Genomic DNA, 12,827 nt, shown 5'->3' with positions numbered 1-12,827 from the left:
CGGCCAGGGTCTCCTTGAGATCCTCGGTGAAGCTGGCCGTGACGATCGTGCCGGGGCACACGCAGTTCACCAGAATGCCCTCCGGCCCCAGGCTTTTGGCGAGATTCTTCGTCAGGCTCGACAGTGCGGCCTTCGTGGCCGTGTAAGCAACCAGACGAGGGCTCTGCCGTTGGATCGAGTGCGCCGACAGAGTGACGATGCGTGCCCACGGCGCAGCGCGCAGCAGGGGAAGGGCATGGCGGACGGTTCGCACTGCCGACATGGTGCCGATGTCGAACGCGGCCCGCCAATCCCCGTCGTCGAGGTCTTCGAACGGGCCATAGTGTGGCCCGACCGCGTGTATCAGTACGTTGAGCTCGCTCCACCGATCACCGAGTGTCGCGAAGCCGGCGTCGATGGACGTCGAATCCGACATGTCGACGCTGATTCCGAAGGCGTCAGGAGCGCCGGCGGAACGCAACCTGCTCACCGCGGTCTCCAGTCCCGCCTGCCCTCGCGCCATGATCGCCACCGAGGCACCCTCGGCGGCAAGGCATTCCGCAATCGCCAAACCCATGCCCTTGCTACCGCCGGTGACGAGGGCGGTTGCCCCGGAGAGTCCTAGATCCACAGTGTCATTCCTTCGTAGCGCTGGCGGTCGGGTGGGTGTCGATGGTGGGGTGCGCACAGAGGTGGCCGGTTACAGGCGGCCATCCACTCGCAGATCCGGGTGCACCCACTCGGGCGACCGTCTGCCCTTGAACGCGAGAAAGCCCTCGACGGCTTTCGGCCCGCTGTAGCTGGCCTTCATGCCGATCCGGTCGAATAGGCCCATGTAGTTGTCCAAGCTGGACTTCACCACCGAGCGGGCGTGTGGCGCGGTCCGGCAGCACTGGGCCAACACCTCTCGTGCGGACGGTATCGGTCATGTGCTGTCCTCATTCGTTGCGTACGTAATCGATGGCCTGACGCACAGCGCGCAGTCACCCGCACCTGGCGTCGGCGTTGCCAATGCTCCTGCGACGCAGGAGCTACGCACGGCGACAAAGGGCTAGGACGTCCAGGCGATGGACTTGGTCTCCAGGTGCTGCTCGAAACCCTCACGGCCACACTGCCTGCCGATCCCGGATTGCTTGTAGCCGCCGTACGGCGAGTCGGCGCCGTACCACATGCCGCCGTTGACCCCGACCGATCCGGTGCGGATTCGGCGCGCAACGCGGGTCGCCCGGTCCTCGTCGGCGGAGTACACCCCGCCGGAGAGACCGTAGCTCGAGTCGTTTGCGATGCGGATCGCATCCTCGTCGCCGTCGAACGGGATGACCACCTGGACGGGGCCGAAGATCTCGTCTTGCGCGATGGTCATCTTGTTGTCGACGTTGGCGAACAGAGTCGGCTCGACGAAGAACCCCTTTGGCAGGTGTGCAGGACGCCCGCCACCGACGACGACTTCGGCACCCTCGGCCTTGCCCTTCTCGATGTAGCCCAGGACTCGCTCCTGCTGCTTGCGGCTCACCAGCGGGCCACCAACGTTCACGGGGTCGGTGGGATCGCCGTATGGGACGGCCTCGAAGCCCGCCTTGAGGATCTGCACGGCCTCGTCGTAGCGCGACCGGGGCACCAGGACCCGAGTCAGGATCGCGCAGCCTTGCCCCGCATGGGTACACGCCATCATTGGTGCGGCGGCTAGAACAGCACCGAGGTCGGCGTCGTCGAGCACGATCATGGCGGACTTGCCGCCGAGTTCGAGGAAGACTCGTTTGAGCGTCGCGCTGCCCGTCTCGGTAATCCGCCGTCCGGTGGCGGTCGATCCGGTGAACGAGATCATGTCGACGCGCGGGTCCCGGGTGAGCTCTTCGCCGACGAAGTGATCGGCCGACGTCACGATGTTCAGAACGCCCGCGGGAATGTCGGTCTTCTCGGCCACGAGTCGCGCCAGCCGCGTCGCGTTCCAGGGCGTGTCGGGCGCTGGCTTGAGGATGCACGTGTTGCCGGTCGCCAGAATCGGTCCGAGCTTGTTGAGCGTCACCTCGAGCGGGAAGTTCCACGGCACAATCGCACCGATGACGCCGATCGCTTCCTTGTAGACCGCACGTCGGCTGGCGATGCCCATCTGATGGCTGACCGGTAGGTCACGTTCCCATTCGAACTCGTCGATGTAGTGCATCGGCCAGGTCAACGCATCCTCGAGCGGCCAGTCCAGCTGAGCGCCGAAGGTCATCATCAGCGGAGTGCCGGTCTCCTCGACGAGTTCCTGACGGATCTGTTCCTTCTCGGACACTAGGGCGTCCTGCAACTGCTGAAGACAGCGCTTGCGCAACGCCTTGTTAGTCGACCAGTCAGTGCCGTCGAATGCACGCCGTGCTGCCGTGATCGCGTGTGCCATGTCGATGGCGTCGGCGTCGGCGACCTCACCCAAGACCTCCTCGGTCGCGGGATTCACATTCGCGAACCGCTTTCCAGACGCCGCCTCGACGAGGTCACCGTCGATGAGCATTCTGACTTCACCCACGGTCATCGCTCCCCGGGCCGCGCGCAGACCTCACGCATCGGTTCCCGCACGATTGGCGACCTGAGTCTGCGCACCGTCGGAGCGGGACCCCGGGGTGAACCGGATGGGCAGCCGACGAACCGCGTAGACCGAGCCGGCGTCGTCGAAGCGCTCGATCTTCCCGGAGATCGTGTAGTCGGGCAGCCGAGTCAGGATCTCCGACATCATCACCTGAAACATCACCCGCGCGTGGTTGGAGCCCATGCAGCGATGCGGACCAACGCCAAAGGCCAAGTGCCGGTTGGCTACCCGATCGAAGTCGATTAGATCGGGATCCTCGAAGACCTTAGGGTCCCGGTTGGCCGCGGCGAACATCAGCAGTACCCGCTCTCCTGCGGAGAAATGTTGACCCTTGAATTCGCAGTCCTTGGTCACGATGCGGGGCAAGCCTTGGGTGGGCGTGTCGTGGCGTAGGAACTCCTCGGTGGCTTTCGGCAGCACCGCCGGCTCGCGAATCAGTCGCTCGCGCAGCTCGGGCTGTTCCTCAAGGCGCACCAAGGCATTGCCGGTCAATCCGCTAGTGGTGTCCATGCCGCCCAGGAGCATCAGAAACGCGTAGCCGAGGATCTGCATGTCATCGAGCGGTGTGCCGTTGACCTCTCCCTGCATCAAAACGCTCAGTAGATCGTCGCCGTACCCTTCGGTGCGACGTTTGGCCATCTCGGTGGTGATATTTGCATAGATCTCGCCCGCCGATGCGGCACTCTTCTCCGGGTTGGTGGCCAGCTCGTGAACCGTGCCGTGAATCCACTCGACCCATTCACGCCAGCGGCTCTCGTCGAAACCGAGCATTTGCAGAATCCACCGCGCTGGCAGCGGAGTGGTGAGTTGGCCGATGATGTCGGCCTCTCCCGATTCGATGAATTCGTCGATGAGTTCGGTGGTCAGCTGCCGGAACGTGGGCTCCAGCGCCTTCGCCGCACCCGGCGAGAAGAACGGAAGCGCAATCTTGCGGTAGTCCTGCACCAGCGGAGGGTCGTAGTCGATCGGAATGAACGGAATGCTGCCGGGTACGCCGGGGACCTCCTTGCCCGCTCCCGAACTGAAGATCTCCGCTACCTGTTCGGCATCGTAGACATCGTCATAGTCGAGGAAAGCCCAGAAACCGCCCCACTTCTCGGAGTGCACCATCGGGCACTGCTTCCGCAGCTCGCCATAGATGTCGTAGACGTTCTCCCGGAAGTAGCCCGAATGCTGGTCGAGCTGCGAGGCCAAATCGTCGCTTCGCGATTCCACGTCGGTCACGTCCGGGCTCCCTGCGGGTCAACGGTGATGGCTCGTTCAGGGCATTCCTGCTCGGCCTCGAGCAAGAGCGCAATCTCGACGTGCTCTACCGCGTCATCGTCGACGGCGGCCCGATCGTCGAGATCGAGAAAGTGAAACGCCTCTGGCGCCAACAAGAGACACCGCGCATGCCCACGACAACGCTCCGGATCCACCCGTACCTTCACGACCTCGCTCCTCTGTTCGAAAACCAAACCATCGTCACCATCGCGGGCCCGCCCTGACCTGTGTGGCCGACATCAGGCAGATATAACCTCAAATATATAAAATACACCACGGACGAGCGTCTGAACAGGCAACCCTCGGACCCTGAACCTCAGTGACGCACCATATTTCGACTATGTCGCACCACAGTCGAGAAGGTGAACACCGAGCCACGGCCGGGGTTTATTGCGGGCTCAGCAGCATGTCGGTCCACGCCTTGGGCTTAACGGACTGCACCAGGTCTGACTGCCGGTAAACATCACCGTCAGGTCCTAAGTAGACGCCGGTTCGCGGGTTGTACTGAGCGAAGGCGACCGACGGCCCGGATCCCGGTCGGCTGCCCTGGAACGAACTCGGGACGGCCGGGACACCGTCATCGGCGGTGGCCGGCGGGGGCGGCGCTGGTACCGCCTCGGCGTCGTCGGGCACGGGTGCTGGCACGGCCGCTGGGGCAGGTCCGGCACCCGGTGGCCGCGGAGTCCCGTCGACCGGACCGTAGATGTCGGCGGATGGATCGAGGCGGCCGTCTGGGGGAACGCCCTGTGAGACCAGGTTCGGGTCGATCGGGTAGGGACCAAGCACATGCTGTCGTTGCGCCAACGGTACGAAGCCGGTGGGGTCGTCGCAGAGCTCTATCGTCGGCGCCCGCTTTCCAGGATGGCCCATACACGGATAGTTCCGCGCGCCGCGCACTGCCATCGGCGCATCCTGCGGCAGTTTGCAGTACAGCCCGTCGGGGGTATCGATCTCCGTGGTGTCCGCCGGTGATCGCCATGACGACGGGGGCAGGAATCCGACGGTGCACGTCGGGGGGTCGGCGACCGTCATGGTGAAGTCACCCAGCGGCAGGCCGGTCGCGTTGTTGCGTGGCGAGACCGCTTGATACGTAGCGGTACTCGGTGGAAACAACACCAACAGCTGCTCGAATGACGGACGGTAGGTGACCGCGATCTGGCCGATGGTGGTGAGGTTGGCCAGCAACACTGGCAGCGTCGGCTTGATCTGGTTGAACAGCCGCGACGCCTCGTCGGTGAATCCGGGACCCTCCTGAAGCAACGTCCGCACTTGTGGATCGCTTCGGGTCACCTGATTGGTGATGCCGGCAAGGCTGCGTGTCCACACCCTGAGCGCATCGGTGGTTTGGACCTGCGTGTCCAGGAGTGGGCCAATGTCGTTGACGAGGGCCTGCGTCTGGTCGGCAACCCCGTTCGCGTCATGGGCCAATATCGTCGACGAATCGAGAAGTGACCCGAAGTCGTAGCCGGCGCCGTTGAAGGCCTTGAACGATTCGTCGAGCAATGACCCGAGCTTGTCCTTGGGAATGCTGTTGACCAGCGCGCTAGCTTGGTCCAGCATGGTGCCGACCTGCTGGGGAATGGTGGCGGCGGACAAGGGGATCACCGAATCGTCCTGCAGGTACGGCGGCGACTCATCGTGCGGTTGCAGGTCAACGTACTGTTCGCCGACCGCCGATATGCTGCGCACCTGGGCCACCAAGTTCGCCGGTATCCTCGGTGACTCGCCCAGTGACAGCGTCGCCTCGACGTGGTTCACGCCGATCACGTTGACGTCGGTGACCTTGCCGACCTGCACCCCTCGATAAGTCACGTTGCTGAAGCGGTAGAGCCCGCCCGAGGCCGGTAGCTCCAGCTTCACGGTAATGCGGCCGAGGCCCAGCAGTGTCGGCACCTGCATGTAGACGAACGCCATCACGGCGACACCAATGACCGACGCGACCGTGAAGATGATCAACTGGGTTCTGACGAAGCGTGTGAGCATCAGTGACCTCCGGTCGTGGGCCCGGCCTCGGACGCCGGTGGCGTCGAACCGTAGGGCCCGGCGAAGATCTCGGCCGGCGCGCCGGGTCGCGCCGGTGTCACCTCGGTGGTCAGCGGCGGCGGATTCACCGGCAGCACTGCTTGTGCCACCGGAGGCGCCGCGGCGGCGTCCGGACCAAGCGACGCATTGTCCGGAGCTCCTTCGGCACCGGGCGGTGCGTCCGGGAGCGCGGTGAGCGGAGCGCCGAGCGGATCGTAGGAGTAGTTCAGATAGCTGGGATCTCCGGGCGCCGGGATCAGCTTTGCATCGCTCTGACCCCAGCGGGTGCCCAAGAACAGTGTTCGCTTGAGGCGGGGAACGGTGAGGTCGAGGGTGATGAACAGGTTCATGTAGTCGCCCCGCACGCCACGGTCGATGATGTCCTGGCCGTATGGAAAGGCCGGTGCGTACGCAATGGCTTTGTCCAAGCCGGGCCCGATGTCGGCCAGCGCACGCAAGGTCGGCTCGAGATTCGTCAGGTTCTGCACGAGATCAGCCTGGGAATCGTTGACCAGGCGGTTGGTGGTGTCGCTGAGCGTGCCCAGTTTCTCCAACGCGGTGGTGATGCGCGGGCGCTCCCGAATGAGCACGTCCAGAGCGGGAGGGACCTTGCGGAGCGCCTCGGTGATGACGTCACGCTGGTCGGCGAAGCTGGTCGACAACCGATTTACCGCCGCAATGGTGTCGATGATGTTGTTGCGCTGCCCGTCGAGCGTGGCGACGAATGTGTCGAGGCGGGTGAGAGCGTCACGGATCTGGCCCTCGTGACCGGTGAAGGCGTCATTGAGGCTGTGTATGACGTCACCAATCTGACCGAGTCCTCCGCCGTTGACGACTGCCGAAAGCGATGAGAGCGTCTGTTCAGTCGACGGAGCGACCGACGACTGGTTCAGCGGGATCGTCGCGCCCGGATCGAGTCGTCCACTCGGCGGCTGGCCGAGCGGCGGGTCCAGCGACACGTGCATGGACCCCAGCAAGCTGGTCTGTCCGACGCTGGCGACCGCATTGGCGGGCACGATCACATCGGGTCGCAGTGAAATCTCGGTATCGGCATGCCAATTCGAGAACGTCATCCTCACCACGCTGCCGACCACGACGTCGTCGATCATCACCGGCGAATTCGCCTCCAACGTACCGGCATTGGCGATCTCGACGTGGTAGATGGTGGCGTCGGACCCACGGCCGACGGCGCCGGGCAGTGGCAGCGAATTCAAACCCGAGAACGAACACCCGGATACCACGAGAGCCAGGAACGCCCCCATCACGCCCAGGCGCACACCATTCGAAGCGCTCATGACGGCGGTGTCCCCTCGGCTGGCAACAGCATCTCCGGAACCGTCGGCACCGTCGACGACGGCGGTGGGCCGGGTGGTCCCGCAGGCACCGGTGCTCCGGGGTACAACGCCGGTGACGGAGCTGCTGGCAGGTGATCGGGCGCACTCGAGCCTGGCGCGACAGCCGGGAACGGCACGTCTGCGGGCACCGGGAAAGGATTACTCGCGGCCCCGGTATAGGCCGACACCGCCGGCGGTATCTCCGGTGCTCCGGGAGCCGGTCCAGCGCCTCCCGGCGCGAGGTTCGGGTCGGAATAGATGAGCTCCTCGGGTGAGGGCGCCTTCGTCAGGTACGGGTTGATCGGAATTGGTATGGCGTTGAGGCTCAGCAAGCGCATCGCGGGGCCGAGATACTGCGCACACAGTTTCGCGGTCTCGGGTGCGGTGGTGTTCGCGATGCCTCCGATCGCCCCGCAGATGAACGCGATGGGATCCGAGAGATTGTTCACCGTGAACGATCCGACCGGACCCCCACTGGACGGGTTGTACACGTTGTAGGCATTGGCGACCGCGTTCGGCGCCACGTGCAACACGTTCTCCAGGTCGGCCTTGTGGTCGACGAGATTCTGGGTAACGTTTGCAAGTCTCTGCACCTGCTCGCCGACCTGATTCCGGCTTCCCGCAACGAACCGTTGCACGTCGCCGATCGCTGACGACAGGTCGCTCAGCGCGTCGTCGAGACCTGGTCGGCTGTCGTCGATCAAACTGGTCAACGCGGCGAACCGGCCCTGGAATTGCACGATCTGCTCATTGCTGTCCCGCAGCGCGTCGATGAACACCTGCAGGTTCTTGATGATGTCGACGAGGTTTCCGCTGCCATCGGCCAGGATCCGACCCACCCCAGACAGTTGCGCCAGCGTTTGGCGCAGCTTGTCGCCGTTGCCATCCATGGCGTTGGCGGCGCTCTCGATGAATCGGGAGACCGAGGTGCCCGATACGCCACTCTTGGGACCGAGTTCCGTGGCCAACCTGGTCAACTGCGTCTTCACCTCGTCCCACTCGACGGGAACGGCCGTGCGCTCGACGGGAATCACTGCTCCGTCGCGCATCGTCGGACCGTTCGACTCGAAGGCGGGCGCCAGCTGGACGTATCGCGCGGAGACCAGGCTCTGCGCCACGATCACCGCTTTGGCATCCGCAGGAACCGGCACGTCAGGATCGACGGTCAGTATCATCCTGGCCTGCCCTCCCGCCGGCTCTATGGCGCTGATGGTGCCGACCTTCACCCCGACGATCCGCACCTCGTCCCCGGGATAGATGCCGGTGGCACTCGTGAAGTAGGCGGTAATCGTCCTCGGCCCGAGGTAGTTGGCGCGCACGAGGAAGGCGACACCGCCCACGAGCAGCACCGCCAGCGCGACGGACGCCACGATGGTCAAGAGCTTGCGGTTCATCGCGACCCTCCAGGAATCCCGTTGTAGGGGAACGGGAATTCCGCCCTCGGCCCGGCATTGTCCGGCGGCCGACCAGCGTTGACACCGCGACGGAACCCGAACGCGTAGTCCAGGAATGGCTGAATGAGTTGCACGGGTTGAAGATTGGGAAGGAAGGCGTTGTAGTAGAACCCGCTCGAGACGGCTTCCGCCTGGGTGATCTGGTACTTCGCCAGTCCCGGCAGCATCTTGCCGATGTTGTCGCGGTTCTTCTCCAACATCGCTGTGACCGAGTTGAGCTTCTCGAGCGCGGGCGCGAGCTGCTTCTCGTTGTCGGCCACCAGCCCGGACAACTGCTGGGCCACCGCGGCGGTGCTGGCGATCAGTTGAACTATGGCCTGCCGCCGGTCATTGAGCACTCCTACCAGTTCGTTGGCGTTGAGGATGAGGGTGTTGAGCTGTTGGCCACGGTCAGCCAGGATTCCGGTCAATGAGCCGGTGTTCTTGAGCAGTTCACGCAGGGTGTCGTTGCGCCCGTTGAGGGCGGTCGACAACCGGGTCAATCCATCGAACGTCGGACCCAGCTGCGGCGCGATCTGGTCGATGGTCGCCGACAGGGTGTCCAACGAGTTGTTGAGGCTTGCGGTGTCGGTGCCGGCAGTGTTGGTCGTCAGATCGGAGACCGCGTCGGTCAGCGAATAGGGCGACGAAGTGCGGGAGATCGGAATGACGTCACCGGGATGCATGCTGTGGCTGCCCGCGCTGTCCAGTGTCACGACTCGCGCACCCAGCAACGTCCCGGTGCGAATGTGCGCGGTGCTGTCGGACCCGAGCGCGACCGTGCTGTTGATGGTGATCTCGACCAACGCCATGCCCTGCTGAACTGAAATGTCGGTCACCGTACCGACTTTGACGCCCGAGACGGCGACGTCGTTACCGACGGCGAGGCCGCCACCGTCGGCGAACGACGCCCCGTAACGAACCGACGTCGCCCATGAGGTGAGCCGCTCGGGGTTGAGCCCGACGGCGATGACGAGCACGATCAGCACCACGCCGAGGACGCCGGCCCGAAAGAGTTTGGTTCCGCGGTATTTGAGCATTAGGGCTCCGAGCACCTCCCCGTTGTTTGTTTGATCCAGGGGAACGCTGCGGTCCGGCCCTGCAGATCGGTGACGCGCAGCGACAATCCGCAGGCGTAGAAATTGATGAAGCTGCCGTAGGAGCCGAGCCGGACTAGTTTGCGGTAGTTGTCGGGCGCCTTCTGCAGTGCGACGTCGATGAGGTCCTTGTCTTGATCGAGCAGCGGTGCGAGTCGGCTCAACTGGCCCACCGTGCCGGCGAGCGGCGGGCGCGCCGAGTTCAACAGATTGGCGATCGACGCCGTCCCGTTGCTGAGCGAGTCGATGGCGCCAGCGATCGGATCGCGGTCCGCCGATAGTTCGCTGACCAGGCGCTGGAAGCGGTCGATCGCGCCGGAGAATTTGTCGCCGTCCTTGGACAGCGTGGCCACCACCGTGTTGAGATTGTCGATCATCTGCTCGACGACTTGGTTGTTGTCGGCCATGTCGTTGGAGAAGGATGCGGTGTGCGACAGCAACGATTCCACGGTGCCGCCCTGGCCCTGGATGATCTGCAGTAGCGACCCGGTCAGTGCGTTGACGTCTTGGGGATTGAGTCCCTGAACCACCGGTTTGAGTCCGCCGAGCAACAGATCGATGTCCAGTGCGGGTGCGGTGTGGTCAATCGCAATCTGTGAGCCGGCGGGCAGAATCGTGGTCGGCCCTGGGCTGTCGACCAGTTCGAGGAATCGGTCGCCGACGAGGTTGAGATAGCGCACCGTCACCTTGGTCCCGCGGGTCAGCTTGACGTTGGGGTCAGCGTCGAAGTCGACCCGAACGGTGTGGTCCGGATTCAGGGTGATGTCGCTGACGGTGCCGACCCGAATCCCCGCCGCTCGCACCGAGTCGCCGGACTTGAGCCGGGACACGTCGGAGAACGTCGCGGAGTATCCGTTCGTCGGACCGGTCCGGTACTGCCCAAAGATGAAGAACAAGACCGCGCTGACGAGCACCATCACGACCGCGAAGACCCCAAGCTTGACGATCGTCCCACGATAGGAACCAGTCACCCGGGCTGTCCGATCTGCGCCGTGTTGCGAGGTGGTCCGTCGATGGGCCCGTACAGCATCTGTTTGAGACCGTCGGAATTGAGCAGGATCCCCTGGTTGCCGTACTGCGCCGGGTTGGTGCCCACGTCGGCGACGACGAACTTCGGATGCGCCTCCATGGGTACCTCTGGAAGGTCAGCGCACTGCGGTCCGCCCGTCGCGGCGACCTTCGGCAGGTTGGACGGGTAGCGGTACCGTTCCCGGCCCAGCAGGAAGCCGTCGGAGGTGACCACTCCCGGCTCCGGCAGTGGCGCGTTTTGCGACAGGGTGAGCAGGCTGGCGAGTCCACACGTCAGTGCCGGGTTGTACTGGTTGGTCAAGTCGGTCGTCGATACCAGTAGGTGCAGCACGTCGGTGAGAGGTTGCCGGTTGGTACCCACCACGTCGTTGCCCACGTCGGCCAGCCCGATCGCGCCGATCAAGAACGCGTCGAGGTTCTGCTGTTCGTCGACGACGGTTTGGCTGATCCGTGCGCCGTTGGCGGCGGTGGTGAGCAGATCCGGTGCGGCGTCGGCATAGGCGTTCACCACCGTGGGTGCCATCTCGATGTCATGGCTCAGCGCGGGCAAACTGGGTTCGAGTTTGGTCAAGAGTTGGTCGAGATCGTCGAACGTCTGGCCCATCTTCTTGCCGCGGCCATCCAGCGTCGATGAGATCGCGCCGAGCGTCTCGTTCAGCTTGACGGGCTCGATCTTCGACAACACGGACGTGAGCTGCTCGAAGATCGTGTTGAACTCGACGGTGACGTGATCGGCGTCGAGCACTTGACCGGGGTGCAAGGTCTGCGGCGATGGCTCAGCGGGAGGGACCAGTTCCACGGACTTGGCGCCGAAGACCGTCGTCGAGGCGATGTCCACAACAACATTGGCCGGTATTTGGCGCAGGCGCGCGGGATCGACGGCCAGGTGGATGGCGGCTTGACCGTTGGGTCGTTCTTCGATCGAGTCGACTCTGCCGATTTGGACGCCGAGCAGTTTCACCTTCGCGTCGGGGTTCATCACGAGGCCGGCTCGTTGCGACAACACCGTCAATGGCACTGTGTCGCTGAACTTCCCCTGGAACAGGCCGACGCTGACCCCGACGATCGCGACGAGCACGAGCAGGGTGGCAAAGCCTGCTACCGCGCGCACCACGGCGTGATTCATCGGCCAGCCGGGAGCATGGTCGCGATCCGTCGACACCGACCCGCGACGGGGCTGCCGTGGACCGGGGACGCCAGCGCAACATCGACAACCGACACCAGGTCGTCTGCGTATGTCAAGACCCCGTCCCCTTCGATTCCATATATGGATAGAACATCAAATATACAATTTATACTATGCGCCGCAGCGTTTTGAGCAGATCAGGTTTTTTGCTGGTTGTGCCGACGATTGGAAGCATCGCAGTACTTTTGGTCATGAGATCAGGTCGGGCGCATCGCCCGGTGAGCCCGAGGCAGCGGGGCCAGGAAACGTCAACACTCATATGCGGTCGACACTCTCACCCGCATCCTCAGCTACGAAGCAAGCACCTTGACGGGGCTTTGGCGTCGCCCACAACCAGGTCTCGGCCGTCGGTCACCTCCCCGTTTTCCATCTCACCTCGGCGACTCGCGCTGGTCCCGCCACGCGGCCCGGACCCCGAGTCGGCCAACCTGACTATAGTGCGTACTATGTTAAAGTTGTCCAATGGAGTGAAGCGCGAGGATATGTGGAGCCGATGGCAAAGCCAGCCGAACGGCAGGAAAACCCTGCGGCACACGACGATGCGGCGATCCGAAATTTGATCGCACACATCGCCCACACCGCCGACACCGGCGACGTGGACGCCTATGTGCGGTGCTTCACCGCTGACGCGCGCTGGGAGCTGCCTGGCGGGCCGCGCCGCGGCCACACCGACATCCGCGCCGGCAGTCAGGCGCGAAGGGACTCCGGCGAGATCGGGCCAGGAAGTGGCACCCGTCACCTGGTCGGCACCATCGCCGTCGACGTCGACGGAAATGGTGCGCGGGCGAGGTCCTACTTCCAGTTCTTCGTCCAGACGACGACGACGCCACAATTGCGCCTCGTCGGACAGTACGACGACCTGTTCGTACGCGGCCCCGACGGGTGGCTGCTCGCCCACCGCAGGATCACGCTCGG

General features: G+C 64.1%; 12 protein-coding genes and 1 pseudogene. 2 read left to right on the top strand and 11 right to left on the bottom strand.

What is annotated here, in order from left to right:
- From QOD90_RS07885 to QOD90_RS07865, 5 genes and pseudogenes are all read right to left on the bottom strand, one after another.
- A partial coding sequence (locus QOD90_RS07885; RefSeq protein ID WP_526348351.1) for an SDR family NAD(P)-dependent oxidoreductase occupies positions 1 to 610 on the bottom strand: 610 nt, incomplete at its 3' end.
- A gap of 69 nt (positions 611 to 679) precedes the next feature.
- Positions 680 to 895, bottom strand: a pseudogene (locus tag QOD90_RS07880) (enoyl-CoA hydratase/isomerase family protein); the annotation flags it as partial.
- A 135-nt stretch (positions 896 to 1,030) separates the two neighbouring features.
- Positions 1,031 to 2,494, bottom strand: a complete 1,464-nt coding sequence (locus QOD90_RS07875; protein ID WP_526348349.1) for an aldehyde dehydrogenase family protein — start codon at positions 2,492 to 2,494, stop codon at positions 1,031 to 1,033.
- Positions 2,495 to 2,518: 24 nt separating this feature from the next.
- Positions 2,519 to 3,772: a cytochrome P450 gene (locus QOD90_RS07870; protein ID WP_526348347.1), complete on the bottom strand. Its 1,254-nt coding sequence runs from the start codon at positions 3,770 to 3,772 to the stop codon at positions 2,519 to 2,521.
- The gene (locus tag QOD90_RS07865) at positions 3,769 to 3,924 is read right to left on the bottom strand and encodes a 4Fe-4S domain-containing protein (protein ID WP_526348355.1); all 156 of its coding nucleotides are present in this window, start codon (positions 3,922 to 3,924) and stop codon (positions 3,769 to 3,771) included. Before QOD90_RS07865 ends, QOD90_RS07870 begins: the two co-directional genes overlap by 4 nt.
- Between QOD90_RS07865 and QOD90_RS07860 the strand changes: the two genes are divergently transcribed.
- Positions 3,853 to 4,035: a hypothetical protein gene (locus tag QOD90_RS07860; protein WP_526348357.1), complete on the top strand. Its 183-nt coding sequence runs from the start codon at positions 3,853 to 3,855 to the stop codon at positions 4,033 to 4,035. The two genes, QOD90_RS07865 and QOD90_RS07860, sit on opposite strands and share 72 nt — an antisense overlap.
- Positions 4,036 to 4,198: 163 nt before the next feature.
- Here the strand turns inward: QOD90_RS07860 and QOD90_RS07855 are convergent, their stop codons facing one another.
- Genes QOD90_RS07855 through QOD90_RS07830 form a run of 6 tightly spaced genes read right to left on the bottom strand, consistent with a single transcriptional unit; the run spans position 4,199 to position 11,852 of the window.
- Positions 4,199 to 5,794 carry an MCE family protein gene (locus tag QOD90_RS07855; RefSeq protein WP_526348345.1) on the bottom strand — a complete coding sequence of 532 codons (1,596 nt, stop codon included), beginning with the start codon at positions 5,792 to 5,794 and terminating at the stop codon, positions 4,199 to 4,201.
- Positions 5,794 to 7,128, bottom strand: coding sequence for an MCE family protein (locus tag QOD90_RS07850; protein ID WP_526348343.1), 1,335 nt, complete (start codon positions 7,126 to 7,128; stop codon positions 5,794 to 5,796). Before QOD90_RS07850 ends, QOD90_RS07855 begins: the two co-directional genes overlap by 1 nt.
- Positions 7,125 to 8,561, bottom strand: a complete 1,437-nt coding sequence (locus tag QOD90_RS07845; protein ID WP_526348341.1) for an MCE family protein — start codon at positions 8,559 to 8,561, stop codon at positions 7,125 to 7,127. Before QOD90_RS07845 ends, QOD90_RS07850 begins: the two co-directional genes overlap by 4 nt.
- On the bottom strand, positions 8,558 to 9,640 hold the full coding sequence (locus QOD90_RS07840; protein WP_526348339.1) for an MCE family protein: 1,083 nt from the start codon (positions 9,638 to 9,640) through the stop codon (positions 8,558 to 8,560). Before QOD90_RS07840 ends, QOD90_RS07845 begins: the two co-directional genes overlap by 4 nt.
- Positions 9,640 to 10,668, bottom strand: coding sequence for an MCE family protein (locus tag QOD90_RS07835; RefSeq protein ID WP_526348337.1), 1,029 nt, complete (start codon positions 10,666 to 10,668; stop codon positions 9,640 to 9,642). The genes QOD90_RS07840 and QOD90_RS07835 overlap by 1 nt, the downstream gene beginning before the upstream one ends.
- A complete protein-coding gene (locus QOD90_RS07830; RefSeq protein WP_526348353.1) occupies positions 10,665 to 11,852 on the bottom strand; it encodes an MCE family protein in 1,188 nt (395 codons plus the stop codon). Before QOD90_RS07830 ends, QOD90_RS07835 begins: the two co-directional genes overlap by 4 nt.
- Before the next feature lie 553 nt (positions 11,853 to 12,405).
- On the opposite strand from QOD90_RS07830, the gene QOD90_RS07825 reads away from it, so the two are divergent.
- A partial coding sequence (locus QOD90_RS07825) for a nuclear transport factor 2 family protein (protein WP_526348335.1) occupies positions 12,406 to 12,827 on the top strand: 422 nt, incomplete at its 3' end.

The sequence above is a fragment of the Mycobacterium sp. genome, assembly GCF_032161845.1.
Classification (GTDB): Bacteria; Actinomycetota; Actinomycetes; order Mycobacteriales; family Mycobacteriaceae; genus Mycobacterium.
Note: the sequence above shows the minus strand (reverse complement) of the source record. Positions and strands in the feature narration are given on the sequence as shown.